Source organism: Actinomadura montaniterrae (assembly GCF_008923365.1).
Classification (GTDB): Bacteria; Actinomycetota; Actinomycetes; order Streptosporangiales; family Streptosporangiaceae; genus Spirillospora; species Spirillospora montaniterrae.
Map to the genome: position 1 here is coordinate 1 of NZ_WBMR01000165.1, position 20,702 is coordinate 20,702.

Sequence of the window (20,702 nt, forward strand, 5' to 3'; positions counted from 1 at the left end):
GGGCACGGGCGGCGTGGGCATGGGCGGCGTGGGCATGGGCGGTGCGGGCGCCTGCGGGACGGGCGGTGGCGGCGGCGCGGACGGCGCGGTCTCCTCGGCCGGCGCGCCGAGCAGCCGCAGCAGGACGGTCCGCATCGTCGGCCGCCGCGCCGGGTCCTTCGCCAGGCAGGCGGCGACGGTCGCGCGCAGCGGCTCGGGCAGTTCACCGAGGTCGGGCTCGCGCTGCAGGACGCGGTGCATGATGGCCGGGAAGGTGTCCGCGCCGAACGGCGGCCGCCCGGTGGCGGCGAACGCGATCACCGAGCCCCAGGCGAACACGTCCACCGGCGGGCCGGCCGCCTCCCCGGCGAACTGCTCGGGCGCCATGTAGGCGGGGGTGCCGATGATGCTGCTCGTCAGCGTGAGCGGGGCCTCGGTGTCGCGCGCGATGCCGAAGTCGATGACCCGCGGGCCGTCCGGGCCGAGCAGGACGTTGGACGGCTTGAAGTCGCGGTGCACGACGCCGGCCTCGTGGATCGCCGCGAGCGCGGTCGCGGTCGCGACGGCGAGCCGCCGCAGGGCCGCGCCGTCCCGCCGCCCGGCCTGCTGGAGCGACGGGCCCTCGACGTACTCGGTGACGATGTAGGGGCGCGGCCCGTCCAGGGAGGCGTCCAGGACCTGGGCGATGCAGAACGGGTCGACGCGGCGCGCGTTCGCGATCTCCTTGGTGAACCGCTCGCGGACCCGCGGCTCGGCCGCGATCTCGGCCCGCAGCACCTTCACCGCGACGGGCGTCCCGGCGGCGTCGTGCGCGAGGTAGACCACGCCCTGGCCGCCCATGCCGAGCCGGCCTGCCGGCCGGTAGGGGCCTACGACCTGCGGGTCGTCTGGTGCCAGCGGCTCGGCTTCCGGCATGGGAGCTGACTCCTGGAGCATGGGGGGCGGGGGGTGTGACGCCACCATATTGGATCATCGCGCCCCGTGATCACCGGAGTGCGCGCCGGTCACCGCGCGGACGCGGTCGCCTCACCGGCCGCCGCGGCGGGGACGGCGGGCGCGCCAGGACGAGCACCGCGAGTCCGGCGGCGATCGCGATCACCCCGGCCGTCGCCGTGGCGGCGTCGAGCGCGGAGGCGAAGGCCGACGCGACGGCAGCGGCGGGCGCCTGCGCGGCGTGCCCGCCGGAGATCGCCCGGGCGGCGCCGGACGGGTCCGGGACCGCGCCGTCGAGGGAACGTTCCAGCGCGGCGTGGAAGACGCTGCCGAGCACCGCGATCCCCAGGGCGAAGCCGAGCTGCCGCAGCGCGCTGACCGCCCCGGCCGCGCTCCCGACCCGCTCGGGCGGCACCGCGGCCGTCGCCGCCGCCGTGACGTTCGGGAGCGCGATCCCGACGCCCGCGCCGGTGAGCGCGAACCCGGGAACGAGCGCGGCCCAGCCCGACCCGGCGTCGAGCACCGACTGGCCCAGCGTCCCGGCGCCGACGAGGAGCAGCCCGACGCCGACGGTCAGCCGCGGCGGGACCGCGTGCAGGAACCGCCCGGTCAGCCAGGACGCGGCGAACGCCGTCCCGCTCATCGGCAGGATCGCGAGCCCGGCGCCGGTCGCGCTCAGCCCGGCCACCGACTGCAGCCACAGCGAGGTGTAGAGCAGGTACCCGAACGCCGTCCCCGACATCGCCAGGGAGGCGATCATGATCCCGGTGAAGCCCGGCGCGCGGAACAGCCGCAGGTCCAGGAGCGGGTGCGGCGAGCGCAGCTCGACGGCCGCGAACGCCGCCAGCGCGGCGGCCCCCACGGCGAGCCACCCGAGCGTCGCGGCGGAGGTCCAGCCCGCGTCCCCCGCCCGCGTCAGCGCGTAGGTCACCGCGCCGGCGGCCGCGGCGAACAGCGCGACCCCCGGCACGTCGATCCGGCGCGCCGCCGGGTCGCGCGACTCGGCCACCACGCGCAGCGTCAGCGCCACCGCGAGCACGCTGACCGGCAGGTTCAGCAGGAAGATCCACCGCCAGCCGAAGGCCTGCGTCACCAGCCCGCCGAGCACCGGCCCGGCCCCGGCGGCGGCTCCGTTGACCGCGCCCCAGACGCCGAACGCCACGGCCCGGTCGCGGCCGTCATAGGACGCGGTGACCAGCGCGACCGTCGTCGCGAACATCATCGCCGCGCCGGCGCCCTGGACCGCCCGCGCCGCGAGCAGCACCGCGGCGTCCGGCGCGAACCCGCAGGCCAGCGACGCCAGCGCGAACAGCACCAGCCCGCCCACGTACACCCGGCGCCGCCCGGCCCGGTCGGCGAGCGCGCCCGCGCCCATCAGCAGCGCCGCGAGCACCAGCGCGTAGACGTCCATCACCCACTGCAGCGAGGAGTACGACGCCCCCAGGCCCGCCGCCAGGTCCGGCAGCGCCACCGTGACGATGTTGACGTCCACCAGCAGCATGAACGCCCCGAGGCACACGGCCGTCAGGGGCCACCACTTGCCCATCTCTCGTCCTTCGCGATCGTCCGTCGTGTCCCGGCAACGATCACGCGAGGAACGCCAAGAAACCACTCAGAGACGGCGAATCTCCAAGTTTTCGACATCTTCTACCCTGTGCTGGTGGAAATCCATGAAGCGGACGACCTCGACCGGCGGCTGATCCACGCCCTCCAGCTGGACGGCCGGGCCTCGTTCAGCCGCATCGCGGAGGTGCTCGGCGTCTCCGACCAGACCGTCGCCCGCCGCTACCGGCGGCTGCGGACCCGCGACCTGCTGCGGATCGTCGCCGTCCCGCCCGCCGACCACGCCGGGCACGGCCGGTGGCTGCTGCGGCTCCGCTGCGCGCCGGGCGCCGCCGAGAACGTCGCCGCGACCCTCGCGCGGCGCCCCGACACCGCGTGGGTCCAGATCGTCTCCGGCGGCACCGAGGTGCTGTGCATCGCCCGCGCCCGCAGCCAGGACGAGAGCGAGCAGTACCTGCTCGAGCGGCTCCCGCGCAGCGCCCGGATCGTCGACATCGCCGCCCACTCCGTCCTGCACACCTACTACGGCTCGCCGAACCGGCTCCGCGGCCTCAGCGCGCTCACGCCGCGGCAGGTCCGCGCCCTCGCCCCGGCACCGGTGCCCGAGGCCGGCGACGTCCCGCCGCTCGGCCCCGGCGACCAGCGGCTCCTGGACGTCCTCGCCCGGGACGGCCGGGCCGGGCACGCCGAACTCGCCGCCGCGACCGGCTGGTCGCCGTCCACCGTCGGCCGCCGCCTCGACCGCCTCCAGGCCACCGGCGTCCTGCACTTCTACGCCGAGTTCGACCTCCGCTACGTGGGCCTGCACACGGCGGCGCGGCTCTGGACGAGCGTGCCGCCCGCCGACCTCGCCGCCACCGGGCGGGCGCTCGCCGAGCATCCCGAGGTCGTCTTCGCTGCGGCCACCACCGGCCCGACGAACCTCGCCGTGCAGGTCGTGTGCCGCGACTCCCGCCACCTCTACCGGTACCTCACCGAACGGGTCGCCGCGCTGACGGCGGTCCGGCACGTCGAGACCGCGCCGATCGTCCGGAACGTCAAGCGCGCCGGCACCGTCCTGGACCCGGCCTTCCGCACCGCACGGAGACCGGGCCCGGCCGGAGCTGGGTGAGGCCTGTCAGCCGAAGCGCTCCCGCAGCGCCGGGAGGAGGTCGCCCTCCGCCCAGGTGCGGAAGTCCTTCTGGTGGTCCGGTCCGCTCTGGCAGAACGCGATGTGCGTGAACCCCGCGTCCTTCCACTGCTGGACGGCCTGGAGGTAGTCCTCCACGTTGTCGCCGCACGGCACCGACTCGGCGACGTCGTCCGGGCGGACGGTCTCGGCCGCCGCCTCGAAGTTCACCGTCCCCGGAAGCTCCGCCATCACCTTCCAGGCGGGCGCCGAGAACTTCCAGTAGCGGTGCGCCCGCTGCTTGCACTCCTCATAGTCCTGCCCGTAGGCGACCGGGATCTGCCCGTAGACGGGCTTGCCCCCGCCGCCCTCCCGGTGGAAGAGGCTCACCACCTCGCCGACAGGCTGGTCGGAGATGAGCAGGTCGGCGTGCTGCGCGGCCAGCCGCCCCGCCCGCGGCCCGAACGCGGCCATCCCGATCGGGACGCGCCGGTCCGGCACGTCCCACAGCTTCGCGGAGTCGACGCGGAAGTGCTTGCCCTCGTAGTTGACGTAGTCGCCGGAGAACAGCGCCTTGATGATCTCGACGGCCTCGGCGAACATCTCGTGCCGGACGTCCACCGACGGCCAGCCGCGCCCCACGACGTGCTCGTTCAGGTTCTCGCCCGCGCCGAGCCCGAGCGTGAACCGCCCGTCCGACAGGATCCCCACGGTGGCGGCCTTCTGCGCCACCACCGCCGGGTGGTACCGCATGATCGGGCAGGTCACGAACGTCATCAGCGGGATGCGGTGCGTCGCCTGGGCGAGGGCGCCGAGCACCGACCACGCGTAGGCCGAGTGCCCCTGCGCCTCCAGCCACGGGAAGTAGTGGTCGGAGATGACGGAGTAGTCGAAGCCGGCGTCCTCCGCCTCGACGAGGTCGGTGACGAGCTGTTTGGGCGGTGTCTGCTCGCAGAGCAGGGTGTATCCGAATTCCATGACGGCTCCGGTACCCGCGGGAGCGCGCCCAATCGCCGCGACGCCCCGGAATCAGTTGCCGAGCAGGTCCATGATGTCGTCGGCGTGGTCCTCCTCCTCGGCGAGGATGTCCTCCATGAGGCGGCGGGTGGTCACGTCCCCGTCGCCGAGCCACCGGATGATCTCCTGGTAGGACTCGATGACGATCCGCTCGGCGACGAGGTTCTCCTGCAGCATGCCCTTGAGGTCGTTGTCGTCGAACGTCTCGTAGGTGGTGTGCGCCCGCGTCGCCAGCGTCTCGGGGTTGAAGTCGGGGTCACCGCCGAGCTGGCTGATCCGCTCCGCGGCGCGCATCGCGTGGTCGCGCTCCTCGTCGGCGTGCTCGGTGAACTCGGCCGCGACCTGCGCGCGGTCGATGCCGGTCGCGCTGATCGCGTGCTGCGAGTAACGCATCCAGCAGACGATCTCGGTGGCGAGCACGTCGTTGAGGACGCCTATGACCTCGTCCGGGCTGCGCTTGTAACCGGACGTCACCGGGCCGTCGGTCATCTTCTGCCGGGCGCGTTCCCGGATCTGCGCCACGTCGATGCTGAAACTGTTGTCTGCCATGTCTCTCCTCCTGGTCAGCGCGGATGCTTCTTCCCCTACCCCGTCCCCGATCTCCATGCCTGCGAGGACCGGACGGCAATGCGCCGGTACGGCGGCGGTGACGGAAGGGTCGCGAGATGGAGACGCGACACCCTGAGTGACCGAACGCCTACTTGGACACGGTCAGTCACGCGTGCTATACGTAGAGCTATCTCGCCTCGACCTGTGGCGGGAAAGGGACATCCGGGCTCCACCTTGAGATCCGGGCGTGACAAGGAAGAAAAGGAACCACATGAAGTCCTTCAGCTACACCGAGCTGGACAAGCTGGCCGGCGAGGTTCTGCCGGAGCGGGCCGTGCTGTCCACCCTTCTCGTCGGTGGCGGCAGCGACAACGACAACGAGAACCTCAACTTCAACCACGGCGGCGGCCACGACGGCGGCACGACCGCGGTCGTCCCGAACTGCCAGAGCAACATCAACCACTCGCAGGGCGGCCTCATCGGCGCGCTGGGTCTCAGCTCCGAGAACCCCAACTCGTCGTTCACCTGCGCCGGCAGCTCGGTGGTCTCGGGTCACTGATCCGAATCGACGCGTTACGCGGGCTCCGGCCCGCTGGGGAAGGGCTGGCGTTCTCCCGCCGGCCCTTCCCCCCTTTTCCGGGATATCTGTGACGACCTGTTAGGCGACCGATGAGCCAGACCAACCCTCACACGTTCAGCTACGACGAACTCGACCGGCTGTCGGGCGAGGTGCTGCCGGAGCGGGCCGTGCTGTCGACCCTGCTCTCCGGCGGCGGCGACAACGGCAACAAGAACATCAACATCAACGACGGCGGGTCCGGCGGCGCCGACGGCGAGGTCGCCTACGCGTGCCAGTACACGCACTCGACCGGCACGCCCGGCCTGCTCGGCACCGGCCTGTTCGCCGAGCCCGGCTACACGACGACGACCTGCGTCCCGGTCGTGGTCCACCACCACGGCGCATGAGCGGAGCACACCGCAAGGCCGCCTCCCCGGCACGAGCGGCCTCGAAAGCCACCGCCCGGCCGGCGGGCACGGCGCGTCCGGCGGGCAAGCAGCCGGCGGCCGCCCAGCAGCCCGCCACCGCACAGCAGGCGGGCACGACGCAGCAGGCGAGCACGACGCAGCAGGCGGGCGCGGGGGCGGCCGGCGGCGGCGCGCCGACCGTGGCGACGGCGCAGCCCGGCGCGTCCCTCACCCTGCCGGTCCTCGCCGACGGCGTGGAGCTCGTCGGCGAGTTCAAGAACTCCGGCTACCGCGAACCGCCCCAGCTCGTCTGCCTGCCGAACCGGCAGCTCGTCCGGCTCCCGCCGCTGCTGTTCCTGGTCGCCAAGGCGCTGCACGAGCACCGCGACCTCGCCCGCACCACCGACATCGAGACGGCCCTGGACCGGGTCGCCGACGCGGTCTCCCAGGAGGCCGGCGCCCGGCTCACCGGCGAGCAGGTCGTCTACCTCGCCGACCGCAAGCTCGCGCCGCTCGGCGTCACCACCTACAGCGACGGCACCGCCCCGCCCGTGGTGAAGGCCGACCCGTTCCTCGGGCTCCGGTTCCGGATCGCGGTGTTCCCCGAGTCGGTCACCTGGTTCGTCGCGGGCCTGTTCGGCTGGCTGTTCCGGCCCGTCGCGCTGGTGCTCGCGCTGGTCGCCGTCGTCTCCGCGGAGACCTGGGTGCTGACCACCCGGTCGATGAGCGCGGCGCTGCAGCACACCATCCTCGCCCCGGTCAGCATCCTGCTGATCATGGGCCTCGGGGTGGCGTCGTGCGCGTTCCACGAGATCGGGCACGCCGCCGCCTGCCGGTACGGGGGCGTCCGGCCCGGCGTGATGGGCTGCGGCATCTACCTGGTCTGGCCCGCGTTCTACACCGACATCACCGAGTCGTACCGGCTCGGACGGCTCGGACGGCTGCGCGCCGACCTCGCCGGCGTCTACTTCAACGGCATCTTCGTCGTCGCGCTGACGCTGGCGTACCTGAAGACGGGGTTCGAGCCGCTGCTCGTCGCCGTGCTGTACGTCAACCTCGAGATCCTGCAGCAGCTGCTGCCGACGCTGCGCTTCGACGGCTACTACATCATGTCCGACCTCGTCGGCGTCCCCGACCTGTTCAAGTACATCGGGCCCATCCTGCGGCGCGCGCTGCTGCTGCGCCGCGCCGACACCCGGCTGAACGACCTGAAGCGCTGGCCGCAGATCTTCGTCACGATGTGGGTGCTGGTCATCGTCCCGGTGATGCTGTTCCAGCTCGGCCTGATCTCCACGCAGGTGCCCGGGCTGATCCGGATGGACTGGCGGAAGATCCAGGGGCTGGCCGCCGAGGCCGCGCACGGCGCCGGCGCGCTGCAGCTGATCGCGTCCGGCCTGCAGATCGTGCTGCTGGTGCTGCCGCTGCTGGGCCTGGCGCTGATCCTGTTCCGGATGCTGCGCGGGGCGGTGCGGATGGCCGTCAAGTACGTGAACGGCCCCTCCGCCGAGCCGGTACCGGAGACCTGATCCCGCACATCGAAGAACACGCGCATCCCGAACACGCGCATCGAGAACACCGCACCTCAAAGAACACCGCACGCGCCGGGCGCCCGAAAGGGAGCCCGGCGCGACGCTCGTACGGAAACAATCTTCTCCGCGATTCTCCGAGGACGCTTGGAACGTGCCTGAAACGGGAATCTACTCGGAGTAAGTAGCAGAATCCCCCAATCTCGGACGCACATCGGTACCGGGCCGGACAACGGCCCGAAGGCAGCCGGCGGGAGCGCGACCCGCCCTTCGCCGCGCTGCGCGCATTCGCCGTTACCACGGCGCTCCCCCTTTTCCGGCCGGCCCACCCCGCCGGCATGCCCGGAAGGCCCGCATTGCTCCGACGCTCCACCCCCGTCGCAGGGCCGGGGCCCCTCGCCCTGCTGCTTCCCCTCGTCCTCGCCGCCGCGCTCGCCACCGCCGTCCCCGCCGCCCCTCACGCCGCCGCGGCGACCGCCGCGAGCAGCGCCGCGACCGCCGTGACCGGCACCGCGACCGGCGCGAAGGTGGTCGCGGAGACGACCGTCGCGCCGCGGACCATCGACCTCACCGTCCAGTCCCCGGCGATGGGCGCGCAGGAGAAGGTGCGCCTCCTCGTCCCGCCCGGATGGTCCAGGGACGCCGGCCGCACATGGCCCACCCTGTGGCTGCTGCACGGCGGCGTCGACGGCTACACCGCCTGGACGCGCGATACCGACGTCGCCGATCTCACCGCCCATTCCCCCGTCATCGTCGTCATGCCGGAAGGCGGCAGCTGCGGCAATTACTCCGACTGGTGGAACTACGGGAACGGCGGATCCCCCGAATGGGAGACCTTCCATATGAAGGAGCTCCGCACCCTCCTGCAGAACGACTACCGGGCGAACTCCCGCAGTGCCGTCGCCGGCAATTCCATGGGCGGCCTCGGCGCGATGCTGTACGCGGCGCGCTTCCCCGGGACGTTCGCCGCGGCCGCCGCCTTCAGCGGCTACGTCGACACCCTCTACGGCTACAAGCCGGGCGACGACTCGATCGGCTGGGGGCCGTCCTTCTCCTGCCCCGGCACCGACTGGCGGCGCGTCTGGGGCGAGCCCGACGCGCAGGCCGCGATCTGGCACGCGCACAACCCGACCGACCTCGCCGGCCGCCTCGCGGGCGTCCGCCTGTACGTGGCCAGCGGGAACGGCAAGGCCGGATCGCTCGGCGGGCTCCCGTTCACCGACCCCGTCGAGGCCGCGGCGAACGACGTCTCGCACGCCTTCGCCGACCGGCTGGACGCCCTCGGCGTCCCCGTCACCACCCGCTTCTTCGACGGCCAGCACTCCTGGCCGTACTGGCAGCGGGACCTCCACGACGCCTACCCGATGCTGATGCGCGCCCTCGGCGCGTCGTGACCGGTCGCACGCTCCCGGCGCGGGTCAGCCCGCGTCGGGGGCGGCGCGCCGGATGCCCGCGGAGCCGCGCCACTCCAGCAGCAGGACGGTCGCGTCGTCGTCGAGCCGGCCCTCGTGGTGCACCAGGATGCTGTGGATCAGCCGGCGCAGCGTCTCGGGGACCGGCAGCCCGTCGGCGTTGCGGCGGATGATGAAGTCGACGAACCGGACGAGCCCGAACTCCTCCTTGTTCGGGTCGCGCGCCTCCACGATGCCGTCGGTGTAGAGCAGCAGCCGGTCGCCGGGTTCGAGCTGCTCCCGGCAGACCGCCGGCGCGACGCCGAGATCGGTGCCGAGCGGATGGCCGGGCTCGCAGTCCAGCGACGTCACCCAGCGGCCGCCGCGGATCACCACCGGCGCCGGGTGGCCGTGCGAGATCCACGACAGCACGCCCGTCCGGGTGTCGAGCTCGGCGAGGACCGCGGTGACGAACCGGCCCGACTCGTCCTCCTCGATCAGCACCTCCTCGATGGCGCGGCCGCTCTCCACCAGGCCGGCGCCCTGCAGCCGGCTGTTGCGGTGCGCCGCGACCGCGAGGTTCGCGGTGATGCCGGACGAGGTGTCGTGGCCCATCGCGTCGAACACGGCGAGGTGGACGGTGTCGCCCGCGAGGCCGTAGTCGAAGGTGTCGCCGCCGAGCTTGTAGGCCGGCTCCAGCGCCGCGCCGATCACCATCGCGTCGTTGGCGAACGTCATCGGCGGCAGCAGCCGCCACTGCATCTCCGCGGACACGGTCATGTCGCGGGTCCGCACCAGCCGGGCGAGCGAGTCGCTGGACGGGCCCTTGCTGACGACCAGCAGCGCGACCAGGCCGGCGAGGTGCTCGGCGTCGGCCGCGGCCTCCTCGTCGCCGGGGGCGACGGTGGCGCGCAGGACGCCGATCCGCTCCGAGCCGTCCAGGACCGGGACCCAGAGGTGGCGGCCGCCGCCCTCCACGGGGTGCCCCGTGACCTTCTCCACGTTCTGGTAGGCGCGGCCGGCGAGGGTGCCCTCGACGCGAAGCTCCTCCGGTTCGTCGGCGGACCGCCGGCCGGCGTCGCCGCCGCGGCCGGTGAGCAGCCGCAGCACCTGCTGCTGGAGGTCCACCACGTAGATCCGCACGTCGGCGAGGCCGACGCGCGCGGCGTGCTCGGCGACCAGGCCGGGCATCTGCTCCAGCGAGATCACGTGGCTGGCGGCCACCAGGTCGCGCAGCAGCCGCTCGCCGCGGGGCCGGCCGTCCGGCCGTCCATCGGCGTTCATCGCCCACCTCCGGGTCCAGGCCCTGCCCGAGCCCTCTCCAGGTCAGGCCCTACCCCGCATCCGCCCCGCTATGACCCCCGGGACGCCCGGTGCGGCCGCGGTCCGAGCGCGGCCAGACGTAGGGGAGATCGTCGGGGACGTCCGGGAAGAGCGGGCCGTAATGGGCGGGGTCCTTGCGGACGAGCGCGGAGCGGTGGCTGAGGTGGAACGCGGGCTCGCCGAGCCACGGCGGCAGCTGATCGGCGCGGGCGAGCGCCGCCTGGTCGCGTGCCCGCGCGGGGCCGCCTCCGGCGGCGAGTTCGGCGGTCATCGCGGCGGCGCAGGTGTCGGCGCGCCCGAGCGCCCGCCAGCGCGCGCAGATCTCCAGGCCGTAGCGGACGACCGCCTCCTCGTAGCCCGTCCACATGAGCACCGCGGGATGGCGCTGCCAGCCGTACCCGGGGACGGTGAGGGCGCGGAACACCTGGAGCGCCTCCACCCGCTGCTTGCCGAGCCGCCGCGGGTCGAGGACGCGGGCGGTGGCGGCGAAGTCCGGGTACGGCAGGAACGTCTGCACCTCCCTCCCGTACCCGGTGCCCCGCGCGTCACGTCGGCAGGCGCGTCACTTCGGCAGGAGGGCGGCGAACTCGGGCTTCAGCAGGTCGCGGATCTTGGCGTAGGGGGCGCCGAAGTCGAGGTTGCCGCAGCCGTCGCTGCCGGAGCCGAACCAGGCGAGCTGGAAGTCGGACGGGGTGAGGTAGGCGCTCAGGTGCGGCGGGGTCTTCGAGGCACCCTTGTACAGGCCCTCGGCCGGGGCCGGCTGGAAGTCGGCGGGCTTCCAGGGGGCGCTGGCCGGGCAGTCGGAGATCGGCGTGCGCCCGTCCCGCTGGACGAGCCGGGACTTCAGCGTCCCCAGCCCGGCGGCGGTGAGCGTGCCGGGGCGGAACACGTCGGACGCGGTGACCCGGCGGCCGGTGCGCAGGTCGACGGTGACGACCTCGCCGCCGGGCGACCCGTCGGCCTGCCGGCACCAGTCGGACATCTGGAAGTACCGGACCGACACCAGCCGCGGCCCGTTGAGCCCCACGCGGGTTTGGACCGTCACGGTGGTCGGGGTACTGCCGCACGCGACCTGCCTGCGGCTGTCCTTCGCCAGCGCGATCAGCTCGTCGAGCGGGGCGCGCAGCTCGGCGTTGACGCGGCGCTGGAGGGCCGCGTCGTGCAGGCCGCTGACCGTGGCGTACTTCGCGCCGTCGACCTTGATCGACGTGCCGGGGATCGTCTGGTTCTGGGCGGCCAGGACAAGGCGGGGGTGGTCCTGCGGGGCCTTCTTGGTGGAGTCCTTCGTCGCGTAGACGGCGCCGCCCGCCGCGGCGGCGACGACGGCGACGCCCGCGGCCGCGAGCGCGCCCTTGCCTGCGGCGGTGGCGAGGAAGCCCTTGCTGACGGCCGCGCCCGTGGATCCCGCACTGGCGGACACGCCACCGCCTGTCCCGGCGGCACCGGCGGTACCGGCCGTACCGGCGGCGCCCGCGCCGGTGGCGGCGGCGCCCGGAGCGACCGCGAGCGCGCCGAGCGGGAACAGGGCCGCCAGCGCCACGGCCGCCGCCGCGAGCGCCCGGACGCCCCGCTGCTCCCAGTCCGGCCCGTAGGCGGCGACGGCGGCCGACTCGAGCTCGCCGACGAACGCGGCGGCGCCGGGCGGACGGTCCCCCGCCTGCTTCGCGAGCCCCTTCACCACCAGCGGGCGCAGCCGCTCGGGGACGTCCCCCATGTCGGCCTCGGCGGTGAGGTGCTGGTTCATCAGCGCGACGCGCTCCCCGGCCGCGAACGGCCGCCGCCCCGTCACGCACTCGACGAACACGCAGGTCGCGGCGTACACGTCGGTGGCGGGGGTGGCGGCCTCGCCGCGCCACTGCTCCGGCGCCATGTAGGCGGGCGTCCCGGCGGCCGAGCCCTCGCCGGCCAGCACGGCCACGCCGAAGTCGACGAGCTTGCTCAGCCCGTCCGGCCGGACGACCACGTTCGCGGGCTTGTAGTCGCGGTGGACGACCCCGACGGCGTGCGCGGCGGCCAGCCCGAGCAGCGACCCCTTCAGCACCAGCAGCGCCGCCTCCGGCGCGAGCCTGCCGTGCTCGGCCAGCACCGCCTTCAGCGACGCGCCGTTGACCGCCTCCATCACGATCGCCGAGCCCTCGGCGCTCTCCACGAAGCGGAACAGCCGTGCGACGTACGGGCTGGTCAGCCGCCCGAGCATCTGCGCCTCGGCGCGCAGCCCGGCGACGGCCGCCGGGTCGCCGCCGGCCAGGTACTTGATCGCGACGGGTGCGCCGGTCTCGGCGTGCCGGGCCAGCACGACGCGGCCCTGCGCGCCGCGGCCGAGCTCGCGTTCCTCGACGAAGCCCGTCAGCCGCCAGTCCGCCATGCGCCCTCCCGGGGGTGAAGTAGTGGACCAGTGTCCCAACCGTCGGAGACGCCGTCACCCGGGCGAAGGTTCGGACCGGGGAAGGTCCGGGCCGGTCTCGATCGACAGGTGATATGGGACACACCGGACAGTGTGCCGGTGCGGGCAGTGGACCGTTCGAAGCCACAGGTCACCGACCGGGCTTATCGAATTCTGACAAAGCCGCCGGGAAAGCGCGGTCATGAATGTGCACGGGGATTGTGCTAAAACCCGGATGGGGTTCGCCACGCGGAAGGATCTTGATGGGCGCAGTGGAGGCTCGGGCCGCCGGCCGGGCGGCAGGCACGGAACTGGTCGACACCGATCTCTATCCGCTGGACGAACCGGACGGCGCCGGCTGGACGGCCGTCGTTTCCCGGGTCCGGGAGGAGCTGGCGAATTCCGGGTGCTGCGTGCTTCCGGACTTCATTCGCGGCGCATTGCAGGAGCGGCTGCGGACGGAATGCGCCGCCATCGCGCCGAACGCTCATTACGACGTCGAAACGGTGAACGCCTACAACATCGACATCGGCACGCCGCTGCCCGACGGCCATCCGGGCCGTATCACCGTCGAGCGCGGGAACGCGTTCGTGGCGCGCGACCTCATCCCGCGCGACCTGATCGTCCACCGGCTCTATTCGGACCCGCTTTTCCAGCGGTTCGTGGCCGCGTGCTTCGGCCTGCCGCGCGTCCACGAACTGGGCGACCCGCTGTCCGGGCTGTGCCTGAACGTCGTGAGCCCCGGCATGGAGCACCCGTGGCATTTCGACACCAACGAGTTCACGGTGAGCCTGCTGACGCAGCTCCCCCGGGACGGCGGCGTCTTCGAGTACTGCCCGAACATCCGGTCCGCGGCGGACGAGAACTTCGCCGCCGTCCGCGACGTCCTCACCGGGCGCGGCGCGCACCTGGTGCGGCGGCTGGTGCTGCGCCCCGGTGACCTGCAGCTCTTCAAGGGGCGCTACTCCCTGCACCGGGTCAGCGAGGTGCGCGGGGACGTCGCGCGGCACACCGCGATCCTCGCCTACAGCGAGCGGCCCGGCGTGGTCGGCAGCGTCGAGCGCACCCGGCAGCTGTTCGGCCGGGTGCTGCCCGAGCACCTGGCGGCGGAGGGACGCGCCGTCCGGGTGGACGCGCTGCTCGACTGAAGCGAGGAATCCCGGCCCACCCGCCTTCGCCAGGAAGGACCCGACGTGCGCGTCGACACGACCGGAAAGATCTCGCTCGACCACATCTACACCGAGCCCGACCCGCGCGCCTACTTCGGCACTCTGCGCGGCCTCGACTACAACATCCCGGAACTGGCGAAGCCGCACTTCTCCGGGCTCATCGCGGAATACCGGGAGGCCCGCGGCGTGCCGGTTCCGACGGTCGTGGACATCGGCTGCTCGTACGGCATCAACGCGGCGCTGCTGAAATACGGCGTGACGATGGCGGAGCTGTACGATCGCTACGGCGGCCGCGACGCCGAACCGCTGACCCGCGCCGCGCTCCTGTCCCGCGACCGTGAGCTGGTCCGTTCCCGTGAACGTGCGAATCGCGTCCGTTTCGTCGGTCTCGACGCGTCCGAGAACGCGCTTTCCTATGCGCTCGACGCCGGTTTCCTGGACGCCGCCGTACACGCCGACCTGGAGAGCGGCGATCCGACCGGCGAGCAGGCCGCGCGGCTGTCCCGCGCCGATCTGGTCATTTCCACCGGCTGCCTCGGTTACGTCACCGAGCGGACCATCGCGCGGGTCGTCGAGGCGGCGGGCGGCCGCCGACCGTGGATGGCGCACTTCATCCTGCGCATGTTCCCCTTCGACCCGATCGCCGAGACGCTCGCGGCGGCGGGCTACGAGACCGTCCGCCGCGACGGCCTGTTCCGGCAGCGGCGGTTCGCGACGGACGAGGAGCAGGCGCTCGTGCTGGACAGGCTGGCGGACGCCGGCGTCGACCCGTCCGGCGTCGAGGACGGCGGCTGGCTCTACGCCGGCCTGTACGTCTCCCGCCCCCGCGGGGAATGAACACCGATGGCCCCGGGCGTGCGGAGCGCCCGGGCATGGAGAACGAGGGACGAAGTGAACGCCACCCCTGAACCGTCGGACCGGACCTTCGGCAACGAGGACGCGCTGCCCCGCGTGCCGCTGCCCGCGCTCGACGAGACCTGCGACCGGTTCCTGGAGTGGTGCGCGCCGCTGCTGACGGAGGCGGAGCTCGCGGAGACGCGCGCGGCGGTGGAGGCGTTCGCCCGTCCGGACGGCCCGGGCCGCGCCCTGCACGCCGCGCTCGAGCGCTACGACGCGGAGCCCGGCGTGCGCAGCTGGCTCGACACGTTCTGGCCGTACCGCTACCTCGGGCGGCGCGACCGGATCGCGTTGAACGCGAACTTCTTCTTCCTGTTCCAGGACACCGGGGAGCGGCAGCTGGAGCGCGCCGCCGGGCTGATCGCCGGGGCGCTGGACTACAAGCTGCAGCTGGACGCCGAGCGGGTCCCGCCCGTCCTGCAGCGCGGCGCGCCGCTGTCGATGGAGCAGAACAAGTTCCTGTTCTCCACCACGCGCATCCCGGGCGCCGAGCAGGACACCGTCCGCGCCCCCTACAGCGCCGAATGGCCCGGCCCGTCGCAGGCCAAGCACATCGTGGTGTTCTACCGCGGCAACATCATCCGGATGGACGTGATCGGCCCGGACGGCGTCCCGCACGCGCTGGACGAGCTGGTCGCCGGCCTCGGCACGATCATGAAGGCGGAGCCCGCGCCGGAGCCGTCCGCCGGGCACCTCACCACCAAGGCGCGCGCCGAGTGGGCGGCGAGCCGGGAGGCGCTGCTCGCCGCCGACCCCGCCAACGCGCGGGCGCTCGACGACATCGAGACCGCGCTGTTCTGCGTCTGCCTGGAGGACGTCGCGCCGAGGAACGACCTGGAGGCGTGCGACAACCTGCTGCACGGCGACAGCGGCAACCGCTGGTTCGACAAGGCCGTCTCGCTGGTCGTCTTCGCCGACGGCACCGCCGGCATCAACGTGGAGCACTGCGGGCTGGACGGCACCACGATCCTCAGCTTCGTGGACGCGCTGCTCGGCGCGTCCCCCGAGGCGCACGCGCAGCGGTCCGGGGCCCGGTCGCAGGGCCTGCCGGTGGTCGAGGCGATCGAGTTCGTGCTGGACGACGCGCTGCGCGCCGACGTCCGGGACGCCGCCGCCGCGTTCGCCGCGTACGCCGCCGCGACCGCCACCACCTGCGTGTCGTTCGACGACTTCGGCTCCGAGCGCGCCAAGGCACTGAAGACGTCGCCGGACGCGTTCGTCCAGATGGCGTACCAGCTCGCGCACAAGCGGGCGAAGGGCCTCACCGGCGCCACCTACGAGTCGATCGCGACCCGGCAGTACCGCAACGGGCGCACCGAGGCGATGCGAGTCGTCACCCCGGAGGTGCTGCGGTTCGTCGCGGCGATGGACGATCCGGAGGCGGGCCCCGACACGCGCCGCGCCGCGTTCCGCGCCGCCGCCGAGGCGCACGTCCGGCGCGCCAAGGACTGCCAGGCGGGCCGGGCGCCCGAGCAGCACCTGTGGGAGCTGCAGCTGATCCAGAAGCGGCGCGGCGAGGAGCTCGGCGTCACCGAGCACCTGGCGCTGTTCGACTCGCCCGGCTGGACGACGATGCGCGACGACTACCTGAGCACCAGCTCGGCGCCGTCGGTGAACATCCGGTACTTCGGGTTCGGGTCGACGAGCGAGCAGTGCATCGGCGTCGCGTACGTGCTGCTGCCCGACCGGTTCAACCTGTACCTGAGCACGCCGGAGCCGGTCGCGGGCGCGATGTACGACTTCGCCGACCGGCTCCGCGAGGCCGTCCGCGAACTGCAGGACCTCCTCGCCGGGTAGCCCGCGCCGGGCGGGCGCCCCCGCGCGGGCGCCCGCCCGGGGTCAGCGGGCGACGAGGTGGCGGTGCAGGAGCGGGCCGATGCCGGCGATGGCGGCGGCCAGGCCGGCGGCGACGTAGAGGTCGCCGTGGGGCGTCGACCGCAGCAGGTACGAGGCGAGCAGCGCGGCGGCGAGGAGCACGGCCTTGGCGGCGACCGCGCGGCCGAGCGACAGCCGCGGCCCTGTCCGCGGGCGACCCGCCGCGCGGCGCTTCTGGACGAGGTGCAGCAGCGGCACGCCGACGAAGAGCAGCAGCCCGAACTTGAGGGCGTGTTCCCACACGGGCTGGCCCGCGTTCCAGGCCCAGACGGCGCCCATGGCCAGACCGGCCACGAGGTACGCGCGCCGGACGGAGCGGGGGCCCGCGAGGGCGGTGGCGCGGCGGGGCAGGGGAAGGTCCTGGCGGGTCACGACGGCTCCTCGGGCAGCGGGTCGGAGGTGTGGGCGATGCCGACGAACAGCCAGCGCATGGCCTGGCGGAGCAGGTCGTCCGGCACGCTCGGCGGGTCGAGGCGGCGCTGCCGCAGCAGGCCCTGGAACATCGCGCTCGCGACCGTGGCGACGTCGGAGGCGGGGACGGCGCCGGACGCGCCGACGCGCGCCAGGACCGGTTCCATGAGCCCTTCGAGGGCCGCGCGCGGCTCCCGTTGCGCGGCGGCCAGCGGCTCCCTGAGCTGCGGGTTCCGCATGGCGTAGAGCCACAGCTCGGCCTGCAGGAGGGGCAGGTCGTCGTCCTTGTCGGCGGCCTCCATGAAGAACCGGCCGAGCGCCGACTCGGGGTCCTCGGTGCCGTCCTGCACGGCGTCGAGGGTCTGCCGGCCGCGCTCGACCCGCGCCCGGGCGCCGTCGGCGACCAGCTCGAGGAACAGCTCCTCCTTGCCGCCGAAGTTGGAGTACAGGGCGCCGATCGAGTAGCCCGCCGCCTCGGCGATCTCCTCGACCGACGCCCCCGCGTACCCCTTGCGGGCGAAGACGCGCGCCGCCGCGTCCAGCAGCCGGCGCCGGGTGCGCGCCTTGGCCTCGGCGCGGGTCAGCCGCCTCGGTTTCTCATCGTCTTCGCTATCCATATAGCAAACGATATTCAGATAGTGCTCGCTATGTCAACCGCGATCAGGGGGCCGCGAGCGCCTCCGTCGGCGACAGGCGGGACGCCCGGATCGCCGGGTACAGCCCCGCGACCGCGCCGATCACCAGCGTCGCGGCGACGCCGCCGAGCACCGCCCAGGCCGGGATCACGACCGGCCACCCCTGGTAGACGGCGTAGCCGCCGGTGACCAGCGCGCCGATCGCGGCGCCGCCGAGCCCGCCGAGCGCCGACAGCAGCAGCGACTCCGCGAGGAACTGGGTGCGGATCTGGCCCCGGGTCGCGCCGAGCGAGCGCCGCAGCCCGATCTCCGCCCGCCGCTCCAGCACCGAGATGACCATCGTGTTGGCCACCCCGACCCCGCCGACCAGCAGCGCCACCGCGCCGACGCCGAGCAGCAGCCCGGTGAACGCCTCCCCCGCCGCCTTCTTCGCGGCGAGCGCGTCCGACGGCCGCGACACCTGCACCTCGTTCGGCGCCTCCGGGTTCGCGGTCGCGCCGAGCACGTCCCGGACCTGCTCGACGCTCGCGTCCCGCGACCGCGTGTAGATCGTCGTCGCGTGGCCGTCGAAGCCGAGCCGCTGCTGCGCCGCCGGCCAGCCGACCAGCGCGGCCGTGTCCAGCTCCGGCGCGAGCGGCGCCGGATCGAGGATGCCGACCACCGTGAACCACTTGCCGCCGACCAGCACCTGCACGTCCGTCCCGGCGTGCCCGATGCCGAGCCGGTCCGCGGCCGACGAGCCGAGCACCACCGCCGGGAAGTCCTGCGTCGCCGCGTTCAGCCACACCCCGCTGCGCAGCCGCGCACCCGTCGCCGCGCGCAGGTCCGTGCGGGCCGCGTAGGCGGCCAGCCCGTTGGTCTGCGACTCCGGGATCTTCCCGTTCCGGTACACCTTCGCCCCGTCCAGCAGGCCGATCGCCGACACCTCCTCGACCGGCCCGATCCCCGCGACCATCTGCTCGGCCTCCAGCGGGAGCTGCGCCTGCCCGCCCGTCAGCGTGCTGCCGGGCGTGACCGTGAGCAGGTTCGTGCCGAGCGCCGCGAGCGCGCGGTCGAGGTCGGCGCGCGACGACGACGACACCCCGACGACCGCGACCATCGCCGCGATCCCGATCGCGATGCCGAGCGCGGACAGGAACGCCCGCATCGGCCGCGTCCGCAGCCCGACCGCGCCGACCTTCACCACGTCGCCCGGCCCGAGCCGGGCCGGCCGCAGCACCGCCGCGGTCATCGCGCCGCCTCCGCCGGCTCGGCCCGCGCGGGCAGCGCCGAGTCCTCGACCACCAGGCCGTCCCGCATCCGGACCCGGCGCGGCAGCCCCGCCGCGATCTCCCGGTCGTGCGTGATGATCACGACGGTGGTGCCGGACGCGTGCAGCTCGCGCAGCAGCGCCATCACCCCGTCCCCGGACGCCGAGTCCAGCGCGCCCGTCGGCTCGTCCGCCAGCAGCAGCGCGGGCTCCCCCGCGACGGCCCGGGCGATCGCCACGCGCTGCCGCTCGCCGCCCGACAGCTCGTGCGGCTCGTGGTGCATCCGGTGCGCGAGCCCGACCCGCTCCAGCGCGTCCGCCGCCCGGCGCCGCCGCGCCGCCGGCCGCAGCCCCGAGTACAGGAGCCCGTCGGCGACGTTGTCGAGCGCGCGGGTGCCCGCCGCGAGATGGAACTGCTGGAACACGAACCCGATCCGGCTCGCCCGCAGCGCCGACAGCGCCGCGTCCGACAGCCGGCCGACGTCGTGCCCGTCGATGCGGACGGTCCCGGACGTCGGCCGGTCCAGGGTGCCGAGGACGTTCAGCATGGTCGACTTCCCCGACCCCGACGGCCCGACGATCGCGGCCAGCTCCCCGGCGCCGACGTGCAGCGACACCCCGCCGAGCGCCCGGACGCCGCCCGGGTACTCCTTGGTCACCTCGCGCAGCTCGATCATTTCGGGACCCCCACGGCGGTGCCCTCGGCGATGCCCGCGCCGGACACCTCGACCCGCCCGTCCGCGAACAGCCCCGTCTTCACCGGGACGTACGACGACGTCGAGCCCTTCACCACCTCGACGCCGAAGCCGCCCTCCGACAGCGCGACCAGCGCGGTGACGGGGACCGTCAGCACGTCCTTGCGGGTGCCCGCGGTGAACGTGACGTCGACGGCGGCGAGCGCGTACTTCGCCGCGGCCTTGCGCGCCTTCGACGACCGCAGCCAGATCGTCACCTCCACCTTCGTGGACGGGTCGTCGTCCTGCCCCTGGCCCGGCTGGATCACCGTGGAGACCTCGTCGATCTTCCCGGTCACCGTCGTGTCGTCGGGGAGCGCGACGTCGACCGCGGCGCCCTTGCGGGCCATCCGCTGGTCGGTCGTCTCCAGCTCGACGGTGACGGCCTTGTCGGTGCCGGTGTAGGTGAGCACCTTCCGGCCGGGGGCCGTCGGATCTCCGGCATTCGCCTGCAGGCTGTCGATCCGGACGGGCTCCGGCGCGAACACCACCCGGCCCAATTCGACCGTCCCGGTCTCCTCGAGACCGAGGTCGTCCTGCCATTCCTCGACGGCCTCCGCGGTGTCGGACGTGTACTCCTTGTCGACGGTGAACCCGTCATAGCCGAGCGCTTTCAGGTTCTTCTCGAACCGCTCGACGTCCGACCCTTCCGTGCCGATCCGCAGCGGACGGTACGCCGGTTTCGACCCGTACATCAGGACCACCGGATCGCCGTCCACCTCGTACAGCTCCTGCCCCCGCTTGATGACGTCGCCGCTCTCCGGAACCTTGGTCAGCGTGCCCTGCAGCCGGCTCGTCGCGGTGTAGGTCGGGCCGTAGCCGAGCGAACCGTCCTCGGTCTGCTCGTCCTTCAGCGTCTGCCGCGTGACCTGCGTCGTGTTCGGCGGCAGGCCCGCCGCCCGGTCCTCGCCGGAGCCGCCGCCGGTGTTCAGCGCGACGGCGGCGGCACCGCCGGCGACGGCCACGGCGGCCGCCGCCGCGAGCGCCGCCCGCC

Annotated in this window: 20 protein-coding genes; 8 read left to right on the forward strand and 12 right to left on the reverse strand. The window is 73.7% G+C overall.

From position 1 onward, the window contains the following. Positions 1-894 (reverse strand): serine/threonine-protein kinase (locus F9B16_RS36875; protein WP_151544857.1); only part of this gene is annotated, 894 nt, incomplete at its 3' end. 70 nt (positions 895-964) lie between these two features. Continuing rightward, on the reverse strand, positions 965-2,458 hold the full coding sequence (locus F9B16_RS36880; protein WP_151544858.1) for an MFS transporter: 1,494 nt from the start codon (positions 2,456-2,458) through the stop codon (positions 965-967). Positions 2,459-2,572: 114 nt separating this feature from the next. Between F9B16_RS36880 and F9B16_RS36885 the strand changes: the two genes are divergently transcribed. Further along, positions 2,573-3,586, forward strand: coding sequence for an Lrp/AsnC family transcriptional regulator (locus F9B16_RS36885; RefSeq protein WP_225992270.1), 1,014 nt, complete (start codon positions 2,573-2,575; stop codon positions 3,584-3,586). Positions 3,587-3,592: 6 nt separating this feature from the next. On the opposite strand, the gene F9B16_RS36890 is transcribed toward F9B16_RS36885, so the two are convergent. Both F9B16_RS36890 and F9B16_RS36895 read right to left on the reverse strand, forming a co-directional pair. Further along, positions 3,593-4,561 carry a TIGR03557 family F420-dependent LLM class oxidoreductase gene (locus F9B16_RS36890; RefSeq protein WP_151544859.1) on the reverse strand — a complete coding sequence of 323 codons (969 nt, stop codon included), beginning with the start codon at positions 4,559-4,561 and terminating at the stop codon, positions 3,593-3,595. Positions 4,562-4,612: 51 nt separating this feature from the next. After that, positions 4,613-5,149 (reverse strand): ferritin-like domain-containing protein, encoded by a 537-nt coding sequence (locus F9B16_RS36895; RefSeq protein WP_151544860.1) that lies wholly within the window; start codon positions 5,147-5,149, stop codon positions 4,613-4,615. Positions 5,150-5,420: 271 nt separating this feature from the next. Between F9B16_RS36895 and F9B16_RS36900 the strand changes: the two genes are divergently transcribed. From F9B16_RS36900 to F9B16_RS36915, 4 genes are all read left to right on the forward strand, one after another. Beyond that, positions 5,421-5,708, forward strand: a complete 288-nt coding sequence (locus F9B16_RS36900) for a hypothetical protein (RefSeq protein ID WP_151544861.1) — start codon at positions 5,421-5,423, stop codon at positions 5,706-5,708. A 110-nt stretch (positions 5,709-5,818) separates the two neighbouring features. After that, complete coding sequence (locus F9B16_RS36905; RefSeq protein ID WP_151544862.1) at positions 5,819-6,115, forward strand: hypothetical protein; 297 nt, start codon at positions 5,819-5,821, stop codon at positions 6,113-6,115. Continuing rightward, positions 6,112-7,641, forward strand: a complete 1,530-nt coding sequence (locus F9B16_RS36910) for a hypothetical protein (protein ID WP_151544863.1) — start codon at positions 6,112-6,114, stop codon at positions 7,639-7,641. Before F9B16_RS36905 ends, F9B16_RS36910 begins: the two co-directional genes overlap by 4 nt. A gap of 338 nt (positions 7,642-7,979) precedes the next feature. Then, entirely contained in the window at positions 7,980-9,035 is a 1,056-nt protein-coding gene (locus F9B16_RS36915; protein ID WP_151544864.1) for an alpha/beta hydrolase, read from the forward strand. A gap of 24 nt (positions 9,036-9,059) precedes the next feature. Here the strand turns inward: F9B16_RS36915 and F9B16_RS36920 are convergent, their stop codons facing one another. Genes F9B16_RS36920 through F9B16_RS36930 form a run of 3 tightly spaced genes read right to left on the reverse strand, consistent with a single transcriptional unit; the run spans position 9,060 to position 12,720 of the window. Continuing rightward, on the reverse strand, positions 9,060-10,316 hold the full coding sequence (locus tag F9B16_RS36920; RefSeq protein WP_151544865.1) for a PP2C family protein-serine/threonine phosphatase: 1,257 nt from the start codon (positions 10,314-10,316) through the stop codon (positions 9,060-9,062). 49 nt (positions 10,317-10,365) lie between these two features. Beyond that, positions 10,366-10,872 carry an MSMEG_6728 family protein gene (locus tag F9B16_RS36925; RefSeq protein ID WP_151544866.1) on the reverse strand — a complete coding sequence of 169 codons (507 nt, stop codon included), beginning with the start codon at positions 10,870-10,872 and terminating at the stop codon, positions 10,366-10,368. 45 nt (positions 10,873-10,917) lie between these two features. Continuing rightward, on the reverse strand, positions 10,918-12,720 hold the full coding sequence (locus F9B16_RS36930; RefSeq protein ID WP_151544867.1) for a serine/threonine-protein kinase: 1,803 nt from the start codon (positions 12,718-12,720) through the stop codon (positions 10,918-10,920). 281 nt (positions 12,721-13,001) lie between these two features. On the opposite strand from F9B16_RS36930, the gene F9B16_RS36935 reads away from it, so the two are divergent. Genes F9B16_RS36935 through F9B16_RS36945 form a run of 3 tightly spaced genes read left to right on the forward strand, consistent with a single transcriptional unit; the run spans position 13,002 to position 16,601 of the window. After that, positions 13,002-13,886, forward strand: a complete 885-nt coding sequence (locus F9B16_RS36935) for a HalD/BesD family halogenase (protein WP_151544868.1) — start codon at positions 13,002-13,004, stop codon at positions 13,884-13,886. A 45-nt stretch (positions 13,887-13,931) separates the two neighbouring features. Further along, positions 13,932-14,744, forward strand: a complete 813-nt coding sequence (locus F9B16_RS36940; RefSeq protein WP_151544869.1) for a class I SAM-dependent methyltransferase — start codon at positions 13,932-13,934, stop codon at positions 14,742-14,744. Positions 14,745-14,798: 54 nt separating this feature from the next. Continuing rightward, positions 14,799-16,601 (forward strand): choline/carnitine O-acyltransferase, encoded by a 1,803-nt coding sequence (locus tag F9B16_RS36945; protein WP_225992271.1) that lies wholly within the window; start codon positions 14,799-14,801, stop codon positions 16,599-16,601. Positions 16,602-16,643: 42 nt separating this feature from the next. Here the strand turns inward: F9B16_RS36945 and F9B16_RS36950 are convergent, their stop codons facing one another. From F9B16_RS36950 to F9B16_RS36970, 5 genes are all read right to left on the reverse strand, one after another. After that, complete coding sequence (locus F9B16_RS36950) at positions 16,644-17,051, reverse strand: hypothetical protein (protein ID WP_151544871.1); 408 nt, start codon at positions 17,049-17,051, stop codon at positions 16,644-16,646. Next, positions 17,048-17,707 carry a TetR/AcrR family transcriptional regulator gene (locus tag F9B16_RS36955; protein ID WP_151544872.1) on the reverse strand — a complete coding sequence of 220 codons (660 nt, stop codon included), beginning with the start codon at positions 17,705-17,707 and terminating at the stop codon, positions 17,048-17,050. The genes F9B16_RS36950 and F9B16_RS36955 overlap by 4 nt, the downstream gene beginning before the upstream one ends. A 43-nt stretch (positions 17,708-17,750) precedes the next feature. Then, positions 17,751-18,956 (reverse strand): ABC transporter permease, encoded by a 1,206-nt coding sequence (locus tag F9B16_RS36960; RefSeq protein WP_151544873.1) that lies wholly within the window; start codon positions 18,954-18,956, stop codon positions 17,751-17,753. Beyond that, positions 18,953-19,651: an ABC transporter ATP-binding protein gene (locus F9B16_RS36965; RefSeq protein ID WP_151544874.1), complete on the reverse strand. Its 699-nt coding sequence runs from the start codon at positions 19,649-19,651 to the stop codon at positions 18,953-18,955. The genes F9B16_RS36960 and F9B16_RS36965 overlap by 4 nt, the downstream gene beginning before the upstream one ends. Next, positions 19,648-20,702, reverse strand: a 1,055-nt coding sequence (locus F9B16_RS36970; RefSeq protein ID WP_225992272.1) for a peptidoglycan-binding protein, incomplete at its 5' end; no start/stop codon positions are given. The genes F9B16_RS36970 and F9B16_RS36965, both read right to left, overlap by 4 nt.